We start from the raw sequence: 25,755 nt of genomic DNA on the forward strand, positions 1-25,755 counted from the left end.
TTACCGAACCTCCACGGGTGTGCCCTGCAGACGCTCCAGGGCCTCGTTCACCGACGACGGCATGAGCTGGCGCAAGCAATTGTAATGACCGAAGCGACAGGTGCGGTCGAAGCACGGACTGCACTCGATGCCCAGGCGCACGACTTCGACCTTGTCGGCCAGCGGTGGCGTGAAGCCCGGCGAGGTGGAACCGTAGACCGCCACCAATGGGCGGTTCAGGGCCGCGGCCACGTGCATCAGGCCGGAGTCGTTGGAGACCACCGAATCGGCGCAGGACAGCAGGTCGATGGCCTCGGCCAGGGAGGTGTCGCCGCTGAGGTTTACCGACTCTTCCCGAAGGCCCGGGATCAGCCGCGAGCGGATGTCTTCCCCCACCGGGTGATCTTTTTTCGAGCCGAACAGCCAGACCTGCCAGCCTTCGCGAATCTTCGCCTCGGCAACCTGGGCGTAATGCTCGGCCGGCCAGCGCTTGGACTCACCGAACTCGGCGCCCGGACACAGGGCCAATACCGGACGGTCCAGGCTCAGGCCGAACTTGGCCAGCGCTGCTTCGCGGGTGACCGGGTCGATCTGCAGGCTCGGTCGTGGATACGGCTTGGGCAACTCGGTCCCAGGCTCGTAGGCCAGGGCCATGAAGCGCTCGATCATCAGCGGATAACGTTCTTTGTCCAGCGTGCGCACGTCGTTGAGCAGGCCGTAGCGAAACTCGCCACGCCAGCCGGTGCGCTTGGGGATGCCAGCGAAGAACGGCACCAGTGCCGATTTCAACGAATTGGGCAACAGGATCGCCTGGTCGTACTGACCGGCCAGGGATTTGCCAATGCGCCGGCGGGTCGCCAGCTCCAGCACGCCGTGGCCGAGCGGGAAGCTCAAGGCCTTGCGTACCTCGGGCATACGCTCAAGGATCGGCCGGCTCCACTCGGGGGCCAGGACGTCGATTTCGCACTGCGGATGACGCTGCTTCAGACACTGGAACAGTGTCTGCGCCATCACCATGTCACCGACCCAGCTGGGCCCAACGATCAGAATATTCATGTGCTTTCCAAAAACGATACGGGGAGGCCTACGCCTCCCCGCCTCGAGAATCACTGTGGCTTAGGTCGTTGCCTGTTGCCCTAATCTACAACACACCACCCATCTACTGTGGAAGCGGGCTTGCTCGCGAAGAGGCCGGCACATCCAGCATCAATGTTGCCTGACACTCCGCTATCGCGAGCAAGCTCGCTTCCACAAGGGGTCTGTATATGTCTTCAGCACGGTGCAACACCGCAAATCCACTGTGGGAGCGAGCTTGCTCGCGATGAGGCCGGCACACTCAACATCAATGTCGCCTGACACTCCGTCATCGCGAGCAAGCTCGCTCCCACATTTAAATCTTCAGCTCAGCCCCAGCTCCCGCCAGATCCGCAGTACCTGCCGACGCTCATCCACGAACTGGTCGCCTGCGATCACCCCGGCATCTTTCTGCAAGGCCTGGCGGTGGGCGGCGGAGCGGTAGGCTTTGTAGGCTTCGCGCAACAGCGTGGCATCTTCGGCCGGCATCAGCCCGACCTCCTGCAACCCGTCCAGAATGCGGATGTTATCGGTGTAGCGCACCAGCGACGGGTGTTCCTCGGACCACGCCAGGGCCGCGTATTGCACCATAAATTCAATATCGACGATACCTCCGGCATCCTGCTTGAGGTCGAAGGGCGCCGTCGCCTCGAAGGCATTCGGCGCGGTCCCGGCGGCGGTGGCCTTGCTGCCAAGGTTGTCGCGCATCTTGGCACGCATCTCGCTGACCTCCTGACGCAGGGTCGGCAAGTCACGCTTGCATCCCAACACCAGGGCGCGGACCTTCTCGAACGCCTGGCCCACGTCCTGGCTGCCCACCAACACCCGCGCCCGCACCAACGCCTGATGCTCCCAGGTCCAGGCTTCGTTCTCCTGGTAACGGGCAAACGCCCCGAGTGAACTGACCAGCAACCCCGACGCCCCGGATGGCCGCAGGCGCATATCCACTTCATACAGCTGCCCGGAGTTGGTCTGGGCAGTCAGCAGGTGAATGATCCGCTGGCCGAGCCGGGTGAAGAACTGTGCACCGTCAATGGGTTTCGGGCCGTCGGTTTCCGCCTGAGGATCGCCATCGTGGATGAACACCAGGTCCAGGTCGGAACCATGCCCCAATTCCAGGCCGCCGACTTTCCCATAACCGACAATAATGAAGCCCGGATCGCACAAGCTGCCATCGGTGCGCAATGGCACGCCGTGCTTGGCGGCCGTCTGGCGCCAGGCCAGGGCCAGCACTTGTTCGAGAATCGCCTCGGCCAGCCAGGTCAGGTAATCGCTGACTTTCATCAGCGGCAGGCTGCCGGCGATTTCCGAGGCGGCCACCCGCAGGCGGTGCGCCAGCTTGAAATGCCGCAGCGCCTCCATTTGTTGCTCAAGGTCATCCTCGGGGATGCGCGTCAGGCGCTCTCGCAACTCCGCCGCCAACTCCGGTGCCAAGGGCGGCTTGAACAGCCGGCCCTCATTGAGCAATTCATCGAGCAGCAAGGGGAAACGGGTGATTTGTTCAGCAATCCACGGGCTCGCCGCGCACAACGTCAGCAAACGACGCAGGGCGCCGGGGTTTTCCGTCAACAGCACCAGGTAGGCCGAACGGCGGGCCACCGCCTCCACCAAAGGCAGCACCCGCTCCAGCACCAGGTCCGGATCGGCATGTTCCACGGCCTGGGCCAGCAGACGCGGGATGAAGGCGTCCAGACGCTCGCGCCCCAGGCGCTGCATGGCGCGCAGTTGCGGGCTGCCGCGCAGGGCGGCCAAGGCCTTGAGGGCTTTGGGTGCATCGACGAAGCCGCCCTCTTCCAACTGACGACACGCCGCCTCTTCATCCTGGCTGTCTTCCCACAATGGCAACCATTCGCCACCCACCACCACTTCGCTTTCGCCACCCGCCTCTTCATCAGGGTCGGCGATGACCTGGCCGAAATGCCAGGCCACACGCCCGCGCCAGTACATCAATTGCTCGTGAAAGGCCGACCAGTCGGCAAAACCCAGCATGAACGCAATGCGCGCCTGGTCCTGCGGGTTGTCCGGCAACATCTGGGTCTGGCGGTCGGCAATCGCCTGGATCGCATGTTCGGTATAACGCAGGAATTCATAACCCTGGCGCAGCTCGTCGATCACCTTGGCCGGCAGATAGCCCTGGCCTTCCAGAGTCCCCAGCACCTTGAGCAGCGGACGCTGCTGCAAGCTCAGGTCGCGACCGCCGTGGATCAACTGGAACGCCTGGGCAATGAACTCCACCTCACGAATGCCGCCCGAGCCCAGCTTGATGTTGTCGGCCATGCCCTTGCGCCGCACCTCCTGCTGGATCAGTTGTTTCATGGTGCGCAGCGCTTCGATGGCGGAAAAATCCAGGTAACGGCGATAGACGAACGGGCGCAGCATGTCGAGCAATTGCGCACCCGCCACCTGGTCACCCGCCACCACGCGCGCCTTGATCATGGCGTAGCGTTCCCAGTCGCGGCCCTGGTCCTGGTAATACTGCTCCAGGGCGTTGAAGCTCAGCACCAGCGCCCCGGCCGAGCCGTAGGGGCGCAGGCGCATGTCGACGCGGAACACAAAACCGTCGACGGTCATCGGGTCCAGGGCCTTGATCAGGCGCTGGCCGACACGGATGAAAAACTCCTGGTTATCCAGCGGTCGCTTGACGCCAACGGTTTCGCCGCCCTCGGGGTAGGCGAAGATCAGGTCGATGTCCGACGACAGGTTCAGCTCCACGGCACCCAGCTTGCCCATGCCCAGGATGACCATCTGCTGCGGCTCGCCGCTGCGCCGTCCGGTGGGTACGCCGAATTGCTGGCTGAGGCGCCGGTACAACCATTGATACGCCTGGTCGATGCAGGTGTCGGCCATGTCCGAGAGGTCGCGGCAGGTCTGGACCAGGTCGGCCTGGCGGGTCAGGTCGCGCCAGATGATCCGTACCTGCTGGCGGGTGCGCTGGCGGCGCAGGACGCGGCCCAGTTCTTCTTCAGTCTCGGCGGCCTGCACGGCGGCACCGATCTGCGCGCACATTTCTCCGGGCGCCAGGCTGCGGTCCAGTTCGCCGCTGCGCACCAGCTCCAGCAGCATCACCGGGTCACGGAGACTCTGCTCGATGACAAAGTCGCTGGCAGCGGCAATACGGTTGAATGCCTCCCAGCGCTGCGGGGTCCAGGCCGATAGCCCGTGATCGTCGTCGAGCAAGGCGACCACCGCACGGAACGACTGCTCGGCACGACTGACCAATGACTGGAGAATGGCCGGTACCGTTTCCAGTATTGGGGCAAGCGAGGGCAGGCTCATGGTCTATCCTTGATCGGCGCGGGGGAGGCTGGATGTAGTGTTTTTTCGAAAGACACTACCTGATCGACTGTCGAACAAAGATGATAAATAGCTGAAAATCTGATTTTATTGGCAGCCGGCATCAAGTTTTTACCTGTTCGAGTTGGCTAAAGACCAACAGTAACGATTATTCTCACAACGAAACGAGGGGCCATAAGCCGCTCATGTGTAGTTTTACTACTCGTCTATACATTCGAAAGGCTGAAACGGCCGACGATTTGTAGTAAAACTACACGCCGCCGAAACAACCTTCGGCAATCCAAGAATTTATATCGTCTGCCCACAAGGCCAGTCGCAAACTCAGGCAACCGATTCTGGTAGCCTTTCCGCCCTGGAGCAAGCCATGCAAGACCTCGATCCCGTCGAAACCCAGGAATGGCTGGACGCCCTGGAATCGGTTCTCGACAAAGAAGGCGAAGACCGTGCTCATTATCTGATGACCCGTATGGGCGAACTCGCAACCCGCAGCGGTTCGCAACTGCCCTACGCCATCACCACGCCGTACCGCAACACGATCCCCGTTACCCACGAAGCACGCATGCCTGGCGACCTGTTCATGGAACGCCGCATTCGCTCGCTGGTACGCTGGAACGCGTTGGCCATGGTCATGCGTACCAACCTGAAAGATTCTGACCTGGGCGGTCACATCTCCAGCTTCGCCTCCAGCGCGACGCTGTATGACATCGGCTTCAACTACTTCTTCCAGGCCCCGACCGACGAACACGGCGGCGACCTGATCTACTTCCAGGGGCACGCATCGCCAGGCGTCTACGCCCGTGCGTTCATGGAAGGCCGTATTTCCGAAGACCAGATGAACAACTTCCGCCAGGAAGTGGACGGCAACGGCCTGTCTTCGTACCCGCACCCTTGGCTGATGCCGGACTTCTGGCAGTTCCCGACCGTTTCCATGGGCCTGGGCCCGATCCAGGCGATCTACCAGGCACGCTTCATGAAGTACCTGGAAGCCCGTGGCTTCATCCAGCCAGGCAAGCAGAAAGTCTGGTGCTTCATGGGTGACGGCGAGTGCGACGAGCCGGAATCCCTGGGCGCAATCTCCCTGGCCGGCCGCGAGAAGCTGGACAACCTGATCTTTGTCATCAACTGCAACCTGCAGCGCCTCGACGGCCCGGTTCGCGGCAACGCCAAGATCATCCAGGAACTCGAAGGCGTGTTCCGTGGCGCCCAATGGAACGTCAACAAAGTCATCTGGGGCCGCTTCTGGGACCCACTGCTGGCCAAGGACGTCGACGGCATCCTGCAACGCCGCATGGACGAAGTCATCGACGGCGAATACCAGAACTACAAGGCCAAGGACGGCGCGTTCGTCCGCGAGCACTTCTTCAACTCGCCTGAACTCAAGGCCATGGTTGCCGACTTGTCCGACGACGAGATCTGGAAGCTCAACCGTGGCGGCCACGACCCGTACAAGGTCTACGCGGCGTACCACCAGGCGGTCAACCACAAAGAGCAGCCAACCGTCATCCTGGCCAAGACCATCAAGGGTTATGGCACCGGCGCCGGCGAAGCGAAGAACACCGCGCACAACACCAAGAAAGTCGATGTCGACAGCCTGAAGTTGTTCCGCGACCGCTTCGACATTCCGGTCAAGGACAGCGAGCTGGAAAACCTGCCGTTCTTCAAGCCCGAAGAAGGCAGCGCCGAAGCCCGTTACCTGGCCGAGCGCCGTGCCGCACTGGGCGGTTTCGTGCCGCAGCGTCGCGCCAAGAGCTTCAGCGTTCCGACCCCGCCACTGGAAACCCTCAAGGCGATCCTGGACGGCTCGGGCGACCGTGAAATCTCCACCACCATGGCCTTCGTGCGGATCCTCGCGCAACTGGTCAAGGACAAGGAAATTGGCCAGCGCATCGTTCCGATCATCCCGGACGAAGCCCGTACCTTCGGTATGGAAGGCATGTTCCGTCAGTTGGGCATCTACTCGTCCGTCGGCCAGCTCTACGAGCCAGTCGATAAAGACCAGGTGATGTTCTACCGCGAAGACAAGAAGGGCCAGATCCTCGAAGAAGGCATCAACGAAGCGGGCGCCATGAGCTCCTTCATTGCCGCCGGTACTTCGTACTCCAGCCACAACCAGCCGATGCTGCCGTTCTACATCTTCTACTCGATGTTCGGCTTCCAGCGTATCGGCGACCTGGCCTGGGCGGCCGGCGACAGCCGTACCCGTGGCTTCCTGATCGGCGGTACCGCGGGCCGGACCACGCTCAACGGTGAAGGCCTGCAGCACGAAGACGGCCACAGCCACATGCTGGCCGGGACCATCCCGAACTGCCGCACCTATGATCCGACCTACGGCTACGAGCTGGCGGTGATCATCCAGGACGGCATGAAGAAGATGACCGAAGAGCAACAGGACGTCTTCTACTACATCACCGTGATGAACGAGTCCTACCAGCAGCCAGCCATGCCGGCCGGTGTCGAGGCAGGCATCGTCAAGGGCATGTACCTGCTCGAGGAAGACACCCGCGAAGCGGCGCACCACGTCCAACTGATGGGCTCGGGCACCATCCTGCGCGAAGTGCGTGAGGCAGCGAAGATCCTGCGTGAAGAGTTCAACGTCGGCGCCGACGTCTGGAGCGTCACCAGCTTCAACGAACTGCGTCGCGACGGCCTGGCCGTAGAGCGCAGCAACCGCCTGCACCCTGGCCAGAAGCCAAAGCTGAGCTACGTCGAAGAATGCCTGAACGGCCGCAAAGGTCCGGTCATCGCGTCCACCGACTACATGAAGCTGTTCGCCGAGCAGATCCGCCAGTGGGTTCCTTCCAAGGAATTCAAAGTGCTGGGCACCGACGGTTTCGGCCGTAGCGACAGCCGCAAGAAGCTGCGTCACTTCTTCGAAGTCGACCGTAAGTTCGTTGTGTTGGCAGCCCTGGAAGCCCTGGCTGACCGTGGCGATATCGAACCTAAAGTGGTGGCCGAAGCCATCGCCAAGTTCGGCATCGATCCGGAAAAACGCAACCCACTGGACTGCTGAGGAGAATTTTCGTGAGCGAACTCATTCGCGTACCTGACATCGGCAGCGGTGAAGGTGAAGTAATTGAACTGTTTGTGAAGGTCGGCGACCGTATCGAAGCCGACCAGAGCATCCTGACGCTTGAATCGGACAAGGCCAGCATGGAAGTGCCTGCGCCGAAGGCCGGTGTCATCAAGAGCCTGAAAGTGAAGCTGGGCGACCGCCTGAAAGAAGGCGACGAACTGCTGGAGCTGGAAGTCGAGGGCGCCGCTGCGGCGCCTGAAGCGCCCGCCCCTGCTGCTGCCCCGGCCGCGGCTGAAAAGCCTGCCGCCGCACCGGCTGCCGAAGCGGCTCCCGCGCCAGCTGCTGCGCCTGCCGCTGCCACGGTCCAGGACATTCATGTCCCGGACATCGGCTCGTCGGGCAAGGCCAAGATCATCGAAGTGCTGGTCAAGGTTGGCGACACCGTCGAAGCCGACCAGTCGCTGATCACCCTGGAATCCGACAAGGCCAGCATGGAAATCCCATCGCCGGCTGCCGGCGTGGTGGAAAGCATCGCGGTCAAGCTGGAAGATGAAGTGGGCACAGGCGATTTCATCCTCAAGCTGAAAGTAGCCGGTGCCGCCGCACCTGCCGCGCCCGCCCAAGCCGCAGCGCCTGCCGCCAAAGCTGAAGCCGCTCCGGCTCCGGCTCCGGCTGCCGCGCCAGCCGCCAAGGCCGAGGCTGCTCCGGTTGCCGCCGCGCCTGCGCCAAGCGGTGCCAAGGTGCACGCCGGCCCTGCGGTGCGTCAGTTGGCCCGTGAATTCGGTGTCGAGCTGTCCGCCGTCGGCCCAAGCGGTCCTCACGGTCGCGTGCTGAAAGAAGACGTGCAAGCCTACGTCAAGGCCATGATGCAGAAGGCCAAGAACGCACCAGCCGAAGGCGCTGCTGGCGGCGCAGGCATTCCGCCGATCCCGGCGGTGGATTTCAGCCGCTTCGGCGAAACCGAAGAAGTGGCCATGACTCGCCTGATGCAGATCGGCGCGTCGAGCCTGCATCGCAGCTGGCTGAACATTCCGCACGTGACTCAGTTCGACCAGGCCGACATCACCGAGCTGGAAGCTTTCCGCGTTGCGCAGAAGGCCGTGGCGGAAAAGGCCGGCGTCAAGCTGACCGTGCTGCCGCTGCTGCTCAAGGCCTGTGCGCACCTGCTCAAGGAACTGCCGGACTTCAACGCCTCCCTGGCCCCGAGTGGCAAGGCTGTGATCCGCAAGAAATACGTGCACATCGGCTTTGCCGTCGACACCCCGGAAGGCCTGCTGGTACCGGTCATCCGCAACGTCGACCAGAAGAGCCTGCTGCAACTGGCTGCCGAAGCCGCTGCCCTGGCCGAAAAAGCCCGGAACAAGAAGCTCACCGCCGACGACATGCAAGGCGCCTGCTTCACCATCTCCAGTCTCGGCCACATTGGCGGCACCGGCTTCACGCCGATCGTCAACGCGCCGGAAGTGGCGATCCTGGGTGTTTCCAAGGCCACCATCCAGCCGGTCTGGGACGGTAAAGCCTTCCAGCCGAAGCTGATGCTGCCACTGTCGCTGTCCTACGATCACCGTGTGATCAACGGCGCCGCCGCTGCACGCTTCACCAAGCGTCTGAGCGACCTGCTGGGCGACATCCGCACCATCCTGCTGTAACACCGGGCGGCCCTCCCTTGCGGAGGGCCATTCGGAGCACTGTTTTCCGAGCGCCACGCTCGTACCTCAACCCCGTCCGTTTGGCGGGGCTTTTTTTTGCCTGGAATTCAGGCCAGGTGCATGGATGTTGGCTGTGCCGGCCGCATCGCGAGCAGGCTCGCTCCCACAATAGATTTTTGGCGCTGCACAGCACTTTAAACTGACACCTCTCCCCCTGTGGGAGCGAGCCTGTTCGCGATGGCGGTCTGTCAGGCAACCCCGGCATTTTCCTACCCCGCAAGTTTTAAATGACTACACCCCCTGTTAGTCATTACCCACAACCTGCGCCCCCTTCCCTATCGATATTTATGGCGCGCCGGGCTTTAGCATCAAGACCGCCAAGGCAACTTGATGCTTGCCCCCACTACTAAAACTTCGAATGGATTCGAATATGTTCAAACCTACCGTTGGCCCCATCGTCGGCCACACGACAACGGACCACGCGCGGATATTCCTGCGCGGCGATCGCGGCAACAACCGGGTATTCGCCGGTATTCGCCACCGGCGCCAAGGCGATACACGCTGGTCGAAAGGGCATTTTGTCCATTTGAAGGCCTACCGCGACATGTCCGATGTCATCGTGTTGAAAGGCCTTCAACCCGATACCGCCTACGAGTACCAGGCCGGCTGGTTCAGCCCCTTGAGCCCGACCCATACCGTGGAAACCGTCCAGGAACTGCCGCTGCAATGGCCCGGGAACACCTACTGCTTACGCACGCCGGCCAGCAAAACCGACGCACCACGCGCTTATATCGTGGGCTCTTGCCGCTACTTGCGAATCGCCGCCGGCACCCCGTTGCTACCGGGGCTTGGGGACCGCACCTTTGCCGGCATCAACCGCATCGTGGCGCAGGCCGACCCACCGATCAGCGCGATATTGATGACCGGCGACCAGGTTTATCTGGATGACCTGAATGTCATAGGACCGGCCCAAACCTATCAGAACATCCTTTTCAGATACCGATCGGTATTTAGCCAGCCACATATCCGGAAACTGATGTCTGGCGTCCCGACCTACATGATCCTTGACGACCATGAGATCGAAGACAACTGGCCCGCCAGGAAAACCGCTAACGACGATGTTCTATACGCCAATGCCATGGGCGCTTATGGGCTTTATCAGGCCAGCCATGGGCCCGCCCACGAACTGTCGAGCGACGGGACATTGAACAAGTCGTTAACCCGCTACTGGTACACCTTCACCCACGGCGATATCCAATGGTTCGTCACCGACAGCCGGACGCAACGCAACCTGTTGGCGAATGACCGGCGCATCCTCGACGAGGAGCAGGAACAGTCCCTGCTCCAATGGCTCATCGACAGCCCCGCCCGGGTCAAACTCGTCGTGACCAGCGTCATGTTCTTCCCTGACAGCAAGCACGATGACGGTGACGCCTGGCAGGCCTTCCCGGAACAACGCCTGCGCCTGCTGGAAACCATACGTCGCCATCGGATCAAAAACGTGGTTTTCGTCTCGGGCGATGTCCACGGCTCCATGACCAGCCGCCTGCGTCACAGCGAGGATCCTGATTTCGAGGTCAACACCGTGGTTTCCTCGCCGTTCTACAACAGTAAATTGCTGCCTTTTGCGAAAGCCTCGGATTTTATTTTCCACAGGCCCATGGCCCGTACCCAAAGCGGTGAGTACCGCTATGAACTGACCAGCAAAGTGGTGAGCCAGGACAACTTCGCCCATCTGCAGGTCACGGCCCAGAGCCTTCAAGTCACCTTCCACGACCGGGACGGCAACCCTTTGCAGACCGTCGATATCCCACTGCAATGATCTTCCACGCCCTCTGATCGGTCGGCGACTGGAGAAATCCTCTCGTCGGCCGATAAAAGGTTTATAGCACTTGGCCTTCATGTCTCTTGTCAGCCAGTGCCGCAATGATGCAACCTTGCGCCAATCCGTAATAACGAGGGCGTCAGCCCGGCGCGATCAGCATTTTCGAAGCGAGTTTCCCCATGAAAAGCCAACCCGATGCCGCCAGCCGTATGGCGGCCGAGGTAGTGACGCAGTTACCGGTGCCCTCGCGGCTCGGTATGCTGCGTTTCGAACGGCTGAATGAAGCAAGCTGGGCGCTGTTGTTCCTCGATCCCAACTGCGAGCGATACTTCGGCCTGCCGGCGGTAGAGCTGTGCTCGCTGGTCAGTTCGCCCTACGCCAGCTTGATGGAACCCGAAGCACGCTATCAGTTGCACGACGCCATCCAGCAACAATTGGCCCAGGCCGCGCATTACCAGATTCGCTACACGCTCCACACCGCCAAGGGCCCGATGAACGTGCTGGAGACGGGTGAAGCCTATAAGCAACACAATCGTCATCTGTTGCGCGGCTACCTGCTGGCGGTGGACAATTTGTTGCAGGGCGAACCCTCTATGCCGGCCCTGGACCTGGAAACCCAGAATTCACGCCTGCAGATCGCCCTGGAACTGAACCAGCGCGCCCAGCAAGAGCAGCTCCAGCACCTGGACCGGGTACGCGCCCAACAGGACCTGATCCTGCTGCTGACCCGTCAACGCTACAGCGCCAACAACTCCCTGCTCGAAGCCGCCGAACTCATCACCCGCAGCGCCTGCGACATTTACCAGATCGACTGCGCCAGCCTCTGGAACCTGGACGATGGCAAACTGGTACCGATTTCCGCCTACAACCGCGCGTCCCAGGCGTATTTCCTGCCTGCGGTGATCGATGCCAACGACTTTCCCGACTACATGGAGGCGCTGCAGACCTGCCGCGCCATTGACGCCCACAATGCGATGCGCGACCCGCGCACCCGGGAAATGGCCGAGAGCCTGCGCGCCCGTGACGTCAATGCCATTCTCGACGCCAGCGTGCGTATCGACGGCCAGGTGGTGGGCGTGCTGTGCCTGGAGCAAGTGGGCGTCACCCGCGCCTGGCAGTCGGATGAAATCGCTTTTGCCGGCGAGCTGGCGGACCAGTTCGCCCAGGTCATCAACAACCACAACCGACGCACCGCCACCAGCGCCCTGCACTTGTTCCAGCGCGCCGTGGAACAGAGCGCCAACGCGTTCCTGCTGGTCAATTGCGACGGTGTGGTGGAGTACGTCAACCCGAGCTTCACCGCGATCACCCAGTACACCACCGAGGAAGTCCACGGCCAGCGCCTCTCCGAACTGCCAGCCCTGGAGAATCTCAGCGAGCTGCTGTTCGACGCACCCTCGGCGCTGGCCCAGAGCAACAGTTGGCAGGGTGAGTTCAAGAGTCGGCGCAAGAACCTGGAGCCCTACTGGGGCCAGTTGTCGATTTCCAAGGTCTACGGCGATAACCGCGAGCTGACCCACTACATCGGCATCTACGAAGACATTACCCAGACCAAGCTGGCCCAGCAGCGCATCGAGCGCCTGGCGTACACCGACAACCTGACCAACCTGGGCAACCGTCCGGCGTTCATTCGCAACCTCGATGAACGCTTCGCCCGGGACAGTGATTCGCCCATCAGCCTGCTGCTGGTGGACATCGACAACTTCAAGCGCATCAACGACAGCCTCGGCCACCAGACCGGTGACAAACTGCTGATCAGCCTGGCCCGGCGCCTGCGCAACAGCTTGAGCCCCAGCGGCAGCCTGGCGCGATTCGCCAGTAACGAATTCGCGGTCCTGCTGGACGACACGAGCCTGGAAGCCGGGCAGCAGATCGCCAGTCAGTTGCTGATGACCCTCGACAAGCCGATGTTCGTCGATAACCAGTTGATCAGCGTGACCGGCTCCGTCGGCCTGGCCTGCGCGCCGCTGCACGGCCGCGATCCGCAGACCCTGATGCGCAACGCCGGCCTCGCCCTGCACAAGGCCAAGGCCAACGGCAAGCACCAGGTCCAGGTGTTCACCGAAGCACTGAATGCCGAGGCCAGCTACAAGCTGTTCGTGGAAAACAACCTGCGCCGCGCCTTGACCCAGAACGAACTGGACGTGTTCTACCAGCCCAAGTTGTGCCTGCGCAGCGGTCGCCTGCTGGGCATGGAGGCGTTGCTGCGCTGGAACCATCCGGAAAAGGGCATGATCCGCCCGGACCAGTTCATCAGCGTGGCCGAAGAAACCGGCCTGATCATTCCCATCGGCAAATGGATCGCCCGCCAGGCTTGCCGCATGAGCAAACAGCTGACCGCAGCCGGCCTGGGTAACCTGCAAGTGGCGATCAATCTGTCACCCAAGCAGTTTTCCGACCCGGACCTGGTCGCCTCCATCGCCAGCATCCTCAAGGAAGAACAACTGCCGGCCCGGCTGCTGGAACTGGAGCTGACCGAAGGCCTGTTGCTGGAAGCCACCGAAGACACCCACTTGCAGCTCGACCAGCTCAAGCGCTTGGGGTTGACCCTGGCCATGGACGACTTCGGCACCGGTTATTCGTCGCTCAGTTACCTGAAGAAATTCCCGATCGACATCATCAAGATCGATCGCAGCTTCATCCACGAAATCCCGGACAACCAGGACGACATGGAAATCACCTCGGCGGTGATCGCCATGGCCCACAACCTGAAACTCAAGGTCGTGGCCGAAGGCATCGAAACCGCCCAGCAACTGGCGTTTCTGCGACGCCACCGCTGTGATGTCGGCCAGGGCTACCTGTTCGACCGGCCGATCCCCGGCGCCGAGCTGATCGAAAAGCTCAAGCGCTACCCCCGCGGGCCGCTCGTCTGACGGCCGTAGCCCCCCCTACGTCTATCCCCTCGCCACGGTTGTCGCTTTCTTAACGAATCGGCATTGGGCACACTGACGGTCTATTTCGCTCAACTCAATCTGACTGAGAGGACTGATAAATGGTCTTGCGCTCGGAAATCCTGGTGAACAAAAACGTGCTCCCTACTCAAGAACAAGCCCTGCCTGGCCGTGAAACCCCAATGACCGTGCCGGAAAAACACTTCGTCCACGACGCGCCGCTGCTGGGCCCGTTTGCCATGGACGTGGATTTCGCGATCTTCGGCCTCGGCTGCTTCTGGGGTGCAGAGCGCAAGTTCTGGCAGCACGAAGGCGTGGTCAGTACAGCGGTGGGTTACGCCGGCGGCTTCACGCCGAACCCGACGTATGAAGAAGTCTGTTCGGGGCTGACCGGCCACAGTGAAGTGGTACTGGTGGTCTATGAACCGGCAAAAGTCAGCTACGAGCAGCTTCTGAAAATGTTCTGGGAACTGCACAACCCGACCCAGGGCATGCGCCAGGGGAATGACATTGGCACCCAGTACCGTTCGGTGATCTATGCCACCAACCCGGCTCAACTGGCGGCGGCCAAACACAGCGAGCAAGTATTCCAGGCCGAGTTGACCAAGGCAGGCAAAGGCACCATCACGACCGAAATCGAAGAAGCACCGACGTTTTACTTCGCCGAGGCCTACCACCAGCAGTACCTGGCGAAAAACCCTGAAGGCTATTGCGGGATTGGCGGTACGGGCGTGACCTGCCCGATCTGACCTTTACACCCCAGACCCAGTGTGGGAGCTGAGCTTGTGGGAGCAAGGCTTGCCCGCGATGCAAACACCTCGGTGCATCTGATAGACCAAGGCGATGCCATCGCGAGCAAGCTCAGCTCCCACAGGGATTTTTGTCAGTTGCAGCTCTGTGAATACCCCACAACCCATGTGGGAGCTGAGCTTGTGGGAGCAAGGCTTGCCCGCGATGCAAACACCTCGGTGCATCTGATAGACCAAGGCGATGCCATCGCGAGCAAGCTCAGCTCCCACAGGGATTTTTGTCAGTTGCAGCTCTGTGAATACCCCACAACCCATGTGGGAGCTGAGCTTGTGGGAGCAAGGCTTGCCCGCGATGCAAACACCTCGGTGCATCCGATAGACCAAGGCGATGCCATCGCGAGCAAGCTCAGCTCCCACAGGGATTTTTGTCAGTTGCAGCTCTGTGAACACCCCACAATCCATGTGGGAGCTGAGCTTGTGGGAGCAAGGCTTGCCCGCGATGCAAACACCTCGGTGCATCCGATAGACCAAGGCGATGCCATCGCGAGCAAGATCAGCTCCCACAGGGATTTTTGTCAGTTGCAGCTCTGTGAACACCCCACAACCCATGTGGGAGCTGAGCTTGTGGGAGCAAGGCTTGCCCGCGATGCAAACCCTCGGTGCATCCGATAGACCAAGGCGATGCCATCGCGAGCAAGCTCAGCTCCCACAGGGATTTTTGTCAGTTGCAGCTCTGTGAACACCCCACAACCCATGTGGGAGCGAGCTTGCTCGCGATGGCGCCTCTCCAGGCGCCATCGATGCATCAGCTCTCAGCGATCAACCAATCCATCTGCCACCCACCCTGGGTCTGCCCCAGCTTTTTCGACAGCCACGGCAGCAGTTCACGCAACTCTTCCTCCAGCCCCCACGGCGGGTTGGCAATCGCCAGGCCGGAACCGTTCAGGCTGTTGGGCGTCGCCAATGGGTGCACCAACAGTTCCACCCGCAACAGCTTTGGCGCGCCCGTGCCGGCCAGGTCCTGGTAGAAGCGGCGCAACATCCGCTGGTCCTTCACCGGGTACCAGATCGCCGCCACCGTCTGGCGCATCCGGCCAATGGCCTCCTTGAGGGAGGCGGCGCAGCGCTGCATCTCGTCCAGCTGTTCGAAAGGCGGATCGATCAGCATCAGGGCACGCTTCTCTGCCACCGGCAGCAGCGCCCGCGGCACATGCCAGCCCTCACCCAGGTGGACCGCCACGCGACGGTCGCCTTTCATGTTGTCCTTGAGCAACACGCCGTCTTCAGGGTGTTTCTCATTGAGCAGCACACGGTCCTGCGAACGGGTCAGGCGCCGCGCCAACTCCGGCGAGCCCGGGTAGTAGCGCAACTGCCCGTCCGGGTTCATCTCGTGCAGCACCTTCATGTAATCGGCGGTCAGCGGCGGCAGATCGCTCTCGCCCCACAACCGCGCAATGCCTTCCAGGTACTCACCGGTACGGTTGGCCTGGTCACCCTGCAAGTCGTACAACCCTATACCCGCATGGGTATCGAGGTAGGCGAAGGGCTGCTCCTTGCGCGACATCAAGGCGATGAGGCGGGTCAAGGTCAGGTGTTTGAACACATCGGCGTGATTGCCGGCGTGGAAGGCGTGGCGATAATTCATGGCGGCTCCTGCGAAGGGCGACGAGTTTACCTTGAAGCGCGTCGGACGTCAGGGGTTCGCAGCCCAGCGGACAGGCCACCATCAGCCCAGCTCTCGCAGCAAATACGCCTGCAATGGCACCATTTTCGCCTCAACCGCCGCCGATCGCTCAAGAAAGTGGGCAACTTTGCAGTGCAGGACGCTGCCGTCGACCCGCTCGAACACATGCGGATGCTCTTCACCCAGCCAAGTGAGCACGTTGTCCAGCAGACAGTCCGTCGGGCCCTCGGCCATTGCGTCCAACAGCGCGACGGGCACTTGCCACCAGGGAAAAGCCTGGGCCTGCCGCTGGACATTTCCCACGACCTCAAGGGATTGCCCGTTGATCAGGCAGCGCTTGATGACCGGCAAGAGTTGCCCGGCCTCCACCGCCGTCGATTGCAGGATAGGCCGCATGAAGCGCCCATCCCAAAAACGCAGGAAGACCGGCTTGCCATCGGGCAACAGCACCTGTGTGAGCCCTCGCAAGTGTTCCGCAAGGGTTTCCTGGCTCACACACGAAACCGCCAGCCAGCCCCAATCGAGGGCGTCGGTGGCGGCGATCCAATCAAGCAATTCACTGTCTGCGCTGACCAGCCCTACATAGGGCATGACCGCTTCCCACTCGGCGTACGGTGTATCGGCCCAGATCGGGCTGGCTGTCGAGTTCATCGAGCGCCTCCAGGCCGACAACGCCCCGGCGCTACTGGCATTGCTGAAAATGGCGAAAAGTTGCTCGGAGGCCCGCAAGGGGTAGTCCTCAAGCCAGGCGCGAGGAGATTGATCGCTGTTCATGCACGCCCCCGGAGATCGACAGGTTTGCGAAAGGCCAGCGGCGCTGCGCAGGCGCCGCTTCTGCAACGCTCACACTCCTCGCAGAACGGCGCCGAACCTTGGAAACTGAGAATCTGCGCAAGGGAAAGCGCAGGTGCCGTCGCAGCGACCAGCTTCTCGGCGCCGCCTGGAGAGCCGGACGCCGCGCTCATGACCGCCATCGGCGCCCCACCGACCTCGATGGGTACACTGCTGAAAATCCCGCCAGCGCCGATGTTGATCCAATGTCCGCCGGCCTGAAGGGTCACGCTCGCGCCCCCGTCCAAGACCACTTGCTGGCCGGCGCTGACATGAAACTGCTGGCTGGCACTCAGGACCTGGCTGGTGACACGAATATGCCGCTCGCCGCTCACCAGCAGATGATCGTCCTGCCGCACTTCTGCCCGGCGTTGACCGTGGGTAAGGCGCTGCTCATCGGCCTTGAGCTCGTGCCGTGCCGTACCGGTGACAACGATGCTGCGCTCGTGATCGACCTGCACCCGCTGGTCATGCAGCACATGTTGGGTCCAGTTGCGCTGGGCCCGCAGGTAGATCTCCTCGGCGCCCTTGCGATCCTCGATGCGCAATTCGTTGTAGCCTCCCCCGCCCGGGCTGCTCAGGCTGCGCAACACGCTGCGGGTCTTGTCCGCAGGCAGGTCCAGCGGCACCGGGTTGGCGCCGTTGGGCAGGCATCCGACGACCAACGGCTTGTCCACGTCGCCATCGATGAACCCCACCAGGACTTCCATCCCGACCCTGGGGATCATCACGGCGCCATAGCGATCGTGAGCCCAACCGGAGGCCACGCGCAGCCAGCAACTGGAATGCTCGTCGCATTGACCGTCGCGATCCCAGACCAGTTGCACCTTGACCCGTCCGAATTCATCGCAATGGATCTCGCTGTCCACCGGCCCGGTCACCACCGCCGACTGATAACCATGGGCACGGGGCTTTTCGTGATGCAGGGGTGGCCGAAAGAACACGTCCCATGGCGTGGCGAGAAAGGTGTTTTTGTAGCCCTGGAATTCATCCGGGCCGGCGCCGGCCGTTTCTTCCAGCACCTGCGGTTGGCGGCCATGATGGTCGATCTGCGTCAGGAGCCAGAGATCATTCCACGGTTCCCGCGGATGTTCCTTGATCCGCATGAAGTGTCCGCTGACGAAGGCGCTTTCATCGCTGCCGCCTTCTGCCACGCAGTGGTCGGCGCCGTGGCGCTCAAGGGCGCGTCGGGTCAGATGCTTGCCGTCGTCACGGGCGCAGAAACCGCCGGGATAGTGATAGTCCTCGAGCACAGGGCGCTGTCGATTGTCGAGGTGGGTTTGCAGTAACAAACCGGGCCTGCGGAAGTCGTAATCGCGCAACGTCACGGCAGTGGTACGGGTCTGGAGCCGCACCGCCAGGCGCTTGATGGCCGGCTCGTCGACGGCCATGCCGCTGTCCGGCAGGTATAGCGTCGACTCAGGCAGGCGCGGAAACACCGTCTGGTCGTCACCGAACACCAGCAGATGACCGTCAGGGCGATGCCTGAAGTGATAATGGATGCCGACTTCGGCGCAGATCCGCTCGATGAAGGCCAGATCGCTTTCGCCATACTGCACGCAATACTCGCGCTCGGGGTATTGCCCGCCAAGCGTGAACTGGCAGGCATCCGCCAGGATCCCGTGCTCCTTCAACACCTGGGCGACGATATCGGGCACGCTCAGGTGCTGGAAAATCCGCTGGTTGATGCGATGGCGCAAGTAGGCCAGGCGAGGCACCAGGCTGATCTGATAACGGGTCAGGCGTTTGCCCGAATCCCCCTGGGCCACGCTATAGACCTGACCGTGTACGCCACTGCCCCAATCATCGAACCCCAGAAATGCCTGGCGATGCAGGAGCTCTTCCAGCGCCAGGTCAGACCGCTCGCTGATCAGTTCCAGATCAAAGCGATAGGGCTGGCTGATGGCTTCCTTACCCTTGAACTCGAGCACCTTGAGTTCATTCGGCCCGCTGTCGAGCGTCAGCGTGAAACGCGGTTGGTTGGCAGGCGGGAACATCCGATGTGCCTCTGCGAAATGGAAGCGGGCGATTCTGCACGAGCGATAGGGGGAGTGGATTGGAGGTCAGGAAAAACAGATTTGCCTTACAGCCGATGAGCCAAAAGCGGCAAGATGCGATGCATTTTCCGATAGACATTCGTGGCATCGTAGCCAACCGCAACCGTCCCACGAATGAATCAGCCGTTTCTTGCAACACGACGGATCTCGGCGCCGTGACAGCCGTGATAACGTGCGCTGGTCGCAAAAAAAGCAAAGGACGCACGAGATGACGACACGTTACGCAAAGATCGCAATGGCCCTGGCGCTCGCCGCATTCGCCTTCCTGACCGTGTTCAATAACATCACGGACTACAGCTCCAACTTCAATTTCGTCCATCACGTACTGAGTATGGATACCACCTTTCCCGACAATGCCGCCCGGTATCGGGCTATCGATCAACCGTGGATGTGGCACGGGGCCTATTGGCTGATTATTCTCGGCGAAGCGATGACGGCAGGGTTGCTGGGCTACGGCGCACTGGAGCTGTGGCTGGCACGCCAGGCCGAGGCCGCGGTTTTCGCCCGCGCCAAGCGCTGGGCCGTTGCCGGTCTGACGGTGGGCTTCTTCGTCTGGTTCTTTGGTTTCATGGTCGTCGGTGGCGAGTGGTTCCTGATGTGGCAATCAGAAATCTGGAATGGCCAGGACGCTGCATTCAGGTTCTATATGGCGATCCTGGGCGTGTTGATCTTTCTCAACCAGCCTGACGCCAACCCGGACTGAGCCCATGAAAAAAACGGCCCGCCTCCATTGGAGACGGGCCGTTTTTATGCAAGTCGCCCTGCGAGCCATCAAGGCCTCGCCGAAGGCCTTACTGGTTCAGGCGAAAATCTTTTTCCGCCGCGCCGAAGCGCTGCAGCATACCCGCGGTAGGCGAGCCCATCTTGCTGACAATGTAGATGGCCAGGCTGGCGAAGATGAAGCCCGGGATGATTTCGTACAGGCCCAGCAAGGCGAAATGCTTCCAGACAATCACGGTGATTGCACCCACCAGGATGCCGGCGAGCGCGCCATTGCGGGTCATGTTCTTCCAGATCACGGAGATCAGGACAACCGGGCCGAAGGCGGCACCGAAACCGGCCCAGGCGTAGCTCACCAGGCCCAGTACACGGTTTTCCGGGTTGGCGGCCAGGGCGATGGCGATCAACGCCACCAACAGCACCATGGCGCGGCCGACCCAGACGAGTTCCAACTGGGAAGCGCCCTTGCGCAGGAAAGTCTTGTAGAAGTCTTCGGTCAGGGCGCTGGAGCACACCAGCAACTGGCAGCTCAGGGTACTCATGACCGCCGCCAGGATCGCCGACAGCAACACACCGGCAACCCATGGGTTGAACAGGATCTTCGCCAGCTCGATGAACACGCGCTCAGGGTTTTCGGTCACCGGACCGGCCACGTCTGGGTGTGCCGAGAAGTAAGCGATACCGAAGAAGCCGACAGCCACGGTGCCGCCCAGGCAGAGGATCATCCAGGTCATGGAAATGCGCCGGGCATTGGCGATCGACTTGACCGAATCCGCCGCCATGAAGCGCGCCAGGATGTGCGGTTGGCCGAAGTAACCCAGGCCCCAGCCCATCAGCGAGATCACGCCGATGAAGGTGGTGTTTTTCAGCATATCGAACGAAGTAGGATCTTTTGCTTCAATGGCCAGGAACGTGGTGTCCACACCACCGGTAGCCAGCAGCACAATGATCGGCGTGAGGATCAACGCAAAGATCATCAGGGTGGCTTGTACGGTGTCGGTCCAGCTCACGGCCAGGAAACCACCGACGAAGGTGTAGGCGATGGTCGCTGCAGCACCGGCCCACAGCGCGGTCTCATAGGACATGCCGAAGGTGCTTTCGAACAGACGGGCGCCGGCCACGATGCCGGAAGCACAGTAGATGGTGAAGAACACCAGGATCACCACCGCAGAGATGATCCGCAGCACGCCGCTCTTGTCTTCGAAACGGCTGGAGAAGTAGTCCGGCAGCGTCAGTGCGTCACCGTTGTGCTCGGTCTGTACCCGCAGGCGACCAGCCACGAACAACCAGTTCAGGTAGGCACCGGCGATCAGGCCGATGGCGATCCAGCTTTCCGACAGGCCGGACATGTAGATTGCACCGGGCAAACCCATCAACAACCAGCCGCTCATGTCGGAAGCACCGGCAGACAGTGCCGTCACGACGCTGCCCAGGCTACGACCGCCCAGGATGTAATCGGAAAGGTTGTTGGTGGAGCGGTAAGCCATCAGACCGATCAGGACCATGGCTGCGATGTAGATCACGAAAGTGATCAAGGTGGGATTACTTACACTCATGAGTTACGCCCTGGCTTTGTTTTTATGTAGCGGTGGCAGTTTAAAGCGTCGACAACACAGACGTTGTAGCGACGATTTGCAGTCCCGCGAATTTATGACTGATGTTTCCCCAGGAAAGCCATCAGCCGATGCCCCTCGGTTTTTAACCGGTTGCACCTTGGCCGCGAATGCTATTCAACAAATCAAATAAGGTGCAACCAGTTTCGCTCGAATAAGTTGCACCTGATCGGTTTTATCGCAAAATCTGTGTTTTTTGCTCCCTTTTAGTGCAGCTCCCAGCGCTCAGCTAGAAGCCAAAGCACTAAGCCGGTGCAGGATTCACGGGGCAACATTCGCTTCCGGATGAGCTGCCTGTCATTTCGAGAAAAAAAGGGTTGCACCCGGTTGCACCTCAATCATCCCGCAGCTAATCTTGCCGCCAGCTGATGCCACGCGATACGTGGTAAACATGAGGATAAAAATATGGCTACCACCACCCTTGGGGTCAAACTCGATGACCCGACCCGCGAACGCCTCAAGGCGGCCGCAACCTCGATTGATCGCACGCCGCACTGGCTGATCAAGCAGGCAATTTTCAATTACCTGGAAAAACTCGAGGGTGGTGCAACCCTGACCGAGCTGAACGGTTCACCTCGCACCGACAGTGATGATGCCGGCGATGTACAGGTCGACCATGCTCACCAGTGCTTCCTCGAATTTGCCGAGAGCATCCTGCCGCAATCGGTCCTGCGCGCCTCCATCACTGCCGCCTACCGTCGCCCGGAACCCGAAGTGGTGCCGATGCTGATCGAGCAGGCCCGTCTGCCGGCGCAAATGGCCGAAGCCACCAATAAGCTGGCTGCTTCGATTGCGGAAAAACTGCGTAATCAGAAAAGTGCCGGCGGCCGTGCCGGTATCGTTCAGGGTTTGCTGCAGGAATTTTCCCTGTCGTCCCAGGAAGGTGTAGCACTGATGTGCCTGGCTGAGGCACTGCTGCGCATCCCGGACAAAGGCACCCGTGACGCGCTGATCCGCGACAAGATCAGCACCGGCAACTGGCAGCCACACTTGGGCAACAGCCCGTCGCTGTTCGTCAACGCCGCCACTTGGGGCCTGCTGCTGACCGGCAAACTGGTCGCCACCCATAACGAAGCGGGCCTGACCTCCTCCCTGAGCCGCATCATCGGCAAGAGCGGCGAGCCGATGATCCGCAAGGGCGTCGACATGGCCATGCGTCTGATGGGCGAGCAGTTCGTCACCGGCGAAACCATCGCCGAGGCCCTGGCCAACGCGAGCAAGTTCGAAGCCAAAGGCTTCCGCTATTCCTACGACATGCTGGGTGAAGCCGCACTCACCGAACATGATGCGCAGAAGTACCTGGCCTCGTACGAACAAGCCATCCATTCGATCGGCAAAGCGTCCCATGGTCGCGGGATTTATGAAGGCCCGGGCATTTCCATCAAGCTGTCCGCCCTGCACCCACGTTACAGCCGTGCCCAGTACGAGCGCGTCATGGACGAGCTGTACCCGCGCCTGCTGTCGCTGACCCTGCTGGCCAAGCAATACGACATCGGCCTGAACATCGACGCCGAAGAAGCCGACCGCCTTGAGCTGTCGCTGGATCTGCTGGAGCGTCTGTGCTTCGAGCCGCAACTGACCGGCTGGAACGGCATCGGTTTCGTGATCCAGGCCTACCAGAAGCGTTGCCCATACGTGATCGACTACGTCATCGACCTGGCCCGCCGTAGCCGCCACCGGTTGATGATTCGCCTGGTAAAAGGCGCGTACTGGGACAGCGAGATCAAGCGCGCCCAGGTCGAAGGCCTGGAAGGCTATCCGGTCTATACCCGCAAGGTGTACACCGACGTGTCCTACATCGCTTGCGCCCGCAAGTTGCTGTCGGTGCCGGAAGTCATCTACCCGCAGTTCGCCACGCACAACGCCCATACCCTGGCAGCCATCTACCACATCGCCGGTCAGAACTATTATCCGGGCCAGTACGAATTCCAGTGCCTGCACGGCATGGGTGAACCACTGTACGAACAGGTTGTAGGCAAGGTTTCCGAAGGCAAGCTGAACCGTCCGTGCCGTGTGTACGCTCCGGTCGGCACTCACGAAACACTGCTGGCGTACCTGGTACGTCGTCTGCTGGAAAACGGCGCGAACACTTCGTTCGTCAACCGTATCGCCGACCAGTCCATCTCGATTCAGGAGCTGGTGGCCGATCCAGTGGCCAGCATCGAGCAAATGGCGACGCTGGAAGGCGGTTTCGGCCTGCCGCACCCGCGCATCCCACTGCCGCGCGACCTGTATGGCAGCGACCGCGCCAACTCCAGCGGCATCGACCTGGCCAACGAACATCGCTTGGCGTCGCTGTCCTGCGCCCTGCTTGCCACTGCCCATAACGATTGGAAAGCCGTGCCGATGCTCGGCTGTGCCGCCAGCGAAGAAACCCCGGCCCCCGTACTGAACCCGTCCGATCACCGCGACGTGGTTGGCCATGTGCAGGAAGCCACGGTCGCCGACGTCGACAACGCCATCCAGTGCGCCCTCAACGCCGCACCGATCTGGCAAGCCACGCCGCCAGCCGAGCGCGCCGCGATCCTCGAACGTGCCGCTGACCTGATGGAAGGCGAGATCCAGCCGCTGATGGGCCTGCTGGCCCGCGAAGCTGGCAAGACCTTCGCCAACGCCATTGCCGAAGTGCGTGAAGCCGTGGATTTCCTGCGCTACTACGCGGTGCAGGCGCGCAACGATTTCACCAACGATGCCCACCGCCCACTGGGTCCGGTGGTCTGCATCAGCCCGTGGAACTTCCCGCTGGCGATTTTCAGCGGCCAGGTCGCCGCTGCCCTGGCCGCCGGCAACCCGGTCTTGGCCAAGCCCGCCGAGCAGACGCCATTGGTGGCTGCCCAGGCTGTGCGCCTGATGCTCGAAGCCGGCATTCCGGAAGGCGTGCTGCAACTGCTGCCGGGTCGCGGCGAAACCGTCGGCGCCCGCCTGGTGGGTGACGAGCGAGTCAAAGGCGTAATGTTCACCGGCTCCACCGAAGTCGCTCGCCTGCTGCAACGCAACATCGCCGGTCGCCTGGACAACCAGGGCCGTCCGATCCCGCTGATCGCCGAAACCGGCGGCCAGAACGCCATGATCGTCGACTCCTCGGCGCTGACCGAACAAGTGGTCATCGACGTGGTGTCGTCAGCCTTCGACAGTGCCGGCCAGCGTTGCTCGGCCCTGCGGGTCCTGTGCCTGCAGGAAGATTCCGCCGACCGCGTCATCGAAATGCTCAAGGGCGCCATGGCCGAATCGCGCCTCGGCAACCCTGAGCGTCTGTCCGTGGACATCGGCCCAGTGATCGACGCCGAAGCCAAGGCCGGCATCGAGAAACACATCCAGGCCATGCGCGACAAAGGTCGCACCGTGTACCAGATGGCAATCGCCGACAGCGACGAGTGCAAGCGCGGCACCTTTGTCATGCCAACCCTGATCGAGCTGGAAAGCTTCGACGAGCTGCAGCGCGAAATCTTCGGCCCGGTGTTGCACGTGGTGCGCTACAAGCGCAAGGAACTGGATCAGTTGATCAACCAGATCAACGCTTCCGGCTACGGCCTGACCCTGGGCGTGCACACGCGCATCGACGAGACCATCGCCAAGGTCATCGACAATGTGCATGCGGGCAACGTCTACGTGAACCGCAACATTGTCGGTGCTGTGGTCGGCGTGCAGCCGTTTGGCGGCGAAGGCCTGTCGGGCACCGGTCCCAAGGCCGGTGGTCCGCTGTACCTGTACCGCCTGCTGTCGACACGTCCTACCGATGCGATCCAGCAATCCTTCGTCCGTGGCGACGCCCTGACAGCGCCAGACCTGCGTTTACGCGACGCCATGAGCAAACCGCTGACCGCACTGCAAGCCTGGGCCGACAGCCAGAAGCTCGCCGAGCTGAGCGCCCTGTGCGTGCAGTTCGCGGCCCAGTCGCAGAGCGGTATTACCCGGACCCTGACCGGCCCGACTGGCGAGCGCAACAGCTACGCCATCCTGCCGCGCGAGCACGTGTTGTGCCTGGCCGACGTGGAAGGCGACCTGCTGACACAACTGGCGGCCGTACTGGCCGTGGGCGGCTCGGCCGTGTGGCCGGAAACCGACACCAGCAAGGCTTTGTTCGCACGCTTGCCGAAGGAGATTCAGGCACGCATCCAACGGGTTGCCGACTGGAACAAAGACGAGGTGCTGTTCGACGCGGTCCTGCACCACGGCGATTCGGATCAACTGCGCAGCGTCTGCCAGCAGGTTGCCAAGCGCGCCGGCGCCATCGTCGGGGTCCATGGCCTGTCCCAGGGCGAAACCAGCGTGGCGCTGGAGCGCCTGGTGATCGAGCGAGCGTTGAGCGTCAACACCGCCGCCGCGGGTGGTAATGCCAGCCTGATGACTATCGGCTAAACCGCTGTAAACCAGGC

At 61.6% G+C, this 25,755-nt stretch carries 13 protein-coding genes; 7 read left to right on the top strand and 6 right to left on the bottom strand.

All coding sequences use genetic code 11. The features are described 5' to 3' along the window. Entirely contained in the window at nt 1-1,035 is a 1,035-nt protein-coding gene (gene waaF / locus F7R20_RS16275; protein WP_003197099.1) for a lipopolysaccharide heptosyltransferase II, read from the bottom strand. A gap of 342 nt (nt 1,036-1,377) precedes the next feature. Further along, complete coding sequence (gene glnE, locus F7R20_RS16285; protein ID WP_003197097.1) at nt 1,378-4,329, bottom strand: bifunctional [glutamate--ammonia ligase]-adenylyl-L-tyrosine phosphorylase/[glutamate--ammonia-ligase] adenylyltransferase; 2,952 nt, start codon at nt 4,327-4,329, stop codon at nt 1,378-1,380. Nucleotides 4,330-4,711: 382 nt separating this feature from the next. Between glnE and aceE the strand changes: the two genes are divergently transcribed. From aceE to msrA, 5 genes are all read left to right on the top strand, one after another. After that, entirely contained in the window at nt 4,712-7,357 is a 2,646-nt protein-coding gene (gene aceE / locus F7R20_RS16290) for a pyruvate dehydrogenase (acetyl-transferring), homodimeric type (RefSeq protein WP_003197095.1), read from the top strand. An 11-nt stretch (nt 7,358-7,368) separates the two neighbouring features. Continuing rightward, nucleotides 7,369-9,009 carry a dihydrolipoyllysine-residue acetyltransferase gene (gene aceF, locus F7R20_RS16295; RefSeq protein ID WP_003197093.1) on the top strand — a complete coding sequence of 547 codons (1,641 nt, stop codon included), beginning with the start codon at nt 7,369-7,371 and terminating at the stop codon, nt 9,007-9,009. Nucleotides 9,010-9,439: 430 nt separating this feature from the next. Then, nucleotides 9,440-10,831, top strand: coding sequence for an alkaline phosphatase D family protein (locus F7R20_RS16300; RefSeq protein WP_003197091.1), 1,392 nt, complete (start codon nt 9,440-9,442; stop codon nt 10,829-10,831). A gap of 182 nt (nt 10,832-11,013) precedes the next feature. After that, entirely contained in the window at nt 11,014-13,707 is a 2,694-nt protein-coding gene (locus F7R20_RS16305; RefSeq protein ID WP_003197090.1) for a putative bifunctional diguanylate cyclase/phosphodiesterase, read from the top strand. A 119-nt stretch (nt 13,708-13,826) separates the two neighbouring features. After that, nucleotides 13,827-14,474, top strand: coding sequence for a peptide-methionine (S)-S-oxide reductase MsrA (gene msrA, locus F7R20_RS16310; RefSeq protein WP_003197088.1), 648 nt, complete (start codon nt 13,827-13,829; stop codon nt 14,472-14,474). A gap of 805 nt (nt 14,475-15,279) precedes the next feature. Here the strand turns inward: msrA and F7R20_RS16315 are convergent. The 3 genes from F7R20_RS16315 to F7R20_RS16325 form a co-directional block, all read right to left on the bottom strand. Further along, nucleotides 15,280-16,119 (bottom strand): 23S rRNA (adenine(2030)-N(6))-methyltransferase RlmJ, encoded by an 840-nt coding sequence (locus F7R20_RS16315; RefSeq protein WP_003197086.1) that lies wholly within the window; start codon nt 16,117-16,119, stop codon nt 15,280-15,282. A gap of 81 nt (nt 16,120-16,200) precedes the next feature. Continuing rightward, the gene (locus F7R20_RS16320) at nt 16,201-16,932 is read right to left on the bottom strand and encodes a DUF4123 domain-containing protein (RefSeq protein WP_003197084.1); all 732 of its coding nucleotides are present in this window, start codon (nt 16,930-16,932) and stop codon (nt 16,201-16,203) included. Next, nucleotides 16,929-18,986 (bottom strand): type VI secretion system Vgr family protein, encoded by a 2,058-nt coding sequence (locus tag F7R20_RS16325; protein ID WP_003197082.1) that lies wholly within the window; start codon nt 18,984-18,986, stop codon nt 16,929-16,931. The genes F7R20_RS16320 and F7R20_RS16325 overlap by 4 nt, the downstream gene beginning before the upstream one ends. A 268-nt stretch (nt 18,987-19,254) precedes the next feature. Here F7R20_RS16325 and F7R20_RS16330 point away from each other — a divergent pair, with 268 nt between their 5' ends. Beyond that, nucleotides 19,255-19,749 carry a DUF2165 family protein gene (locus F7R20_RS16330; RefSeq protein WP_003197080.1) on the top strand — a complete coding sequence of 165 codons (495 nt, stop codon included), beginning with the start codon at nt 19,255-19,257 and terminating at the stop codon, nt 19,747-19,749. 88 nt (nt 19,750-19,837) lie between these two features. Here F7R20_RS16330 and putP read toward each other — a convergent pair whose 3' ends face one another. Further along, the gene (gene putP / locus F7R20_RS16335; protein WP_003197077.1) at nt 19,838-21,322 is read right to left on the bottom strand and encodes a sodium/proline symporter PutP; all 1,485 of its coding nucleotides are present in this window, start codon (nt 21,320-21,322) and stop codon (nt 19,838-19,840) included. Nucleotides 21,323-21,784: 462 nt separating this feature from the next. On the opposite strand from putP, the gene putA reads away from it, so the two are divergent. Beyond that, nucleotides 21,785-25,738: a trifunctional transcriptional regulator/proline dehydrogenase/L-glutamate gamma-semialdehyde dehydrogenase gene (putA, locus tag F7R20_RS16340; RefSeq protein ID WP_003197076.1), complete on the top strand. Its 3,954-nt coding sequence runs from the start codon at nt 21,785-21,787 to the stop codon at nt 25,736-25,738. Nucleotides 25,739-25,755: the final 17 nt, after the last annotated feature.

This window comes from Pseudomonas brassicacearum subsp. brassicacearum, assembly GCF_008801605.1.
GTDB classification, from domain to species: domain Bacteria; phylum Pseudomonadota; class Gammaproteobacteria; order Pseudomonadales; family Pseudomonadaceae; genus Aquipseudomonas; species Aquipseudomonas brassicacearum.

Bases quoted from the DNA above. Each gene is read 5' to 3' on its own strand.
- F7R20_RS16300 (WP_003197091.1), top strand. From the start codon at position 9,440: ATGTTCAAACCTACCGTTGGCCCCATCGTCGGCCACACGACAACGGAC.
- msrA (WP_003197088.1), top strand. From the start codon at position 13,827: ATGGTCTTGCGCTCGGAAATCCTGGTGAACAAAAACGTGCTCCCTACT.
- putA (WP_003197076.1), top strand. From the start codon at position 21,785: ATGGCTACCACCACCCTTGGGGTCAAACTCGATGACCCGACCCGCGAA.
- aceE (WP_003197095.1), top strand. From the start codon at position 4,712: ATGCAAGACCTCGATCCCGTCGAAACCCAGGAATGGCTGGACGCCCTG.
- putP (WP_003197077.1), bottom strand. From the start codon at position 21,322: ATGAGTGTAAGTAATCCCACCTTGATCACTTTCGTGATCTACATCGCA.
- F7R20_RS16315 (WP_003197086.1), bottom strand. From the start codon at position 16,119: ATGAATTATCGCCACGCCTTCCACGCCGGCAATCACGCCGATGTGTTC.
- F7R20_RS16330 (WP_003197080.1), top strand. From the start codon at position 19,255: ATGACGACACGTTACGCAAAGATCGCAATGGCCCTGGCGCTCGCCGCA.
- glnE (WP_003197097.1), bottom strand. From the start codon at position 4,329: ATGAGCCTGCCCTCGCTTGCCCCAATACTGGAAACGGTACCGGCCATT.
- waaF (WP_003197099.1), bottom strand. From the start codon at position 1,035: ATGAATATTCTGATCGTTGGGCCCAGCTGGGTCGGTGACATGGTGATG.
- F7R20_RS16325 (WP_003197082.1), bottom strand. From the start codon at position 18,986: ATGTTCCCGCCTGCCAACCAACCGCGTTTCACGCTGACGCTCGACAGC.
- F7R20_RS16305 (WP_003197090.1), top strand. From the start codon at position 11,014: ATGAAAAGCCAACCCGATGCCGCCAGCCGTATGGCGGCCGAGGTAGTG.
- F7R20_RS16320 (WP_003197084.1), bottom strand. From the start codon at position 16,932: ATGAACAGCGATCAATCTCCTCGCGCCTGGCTTGAGGACTACCCCTTG.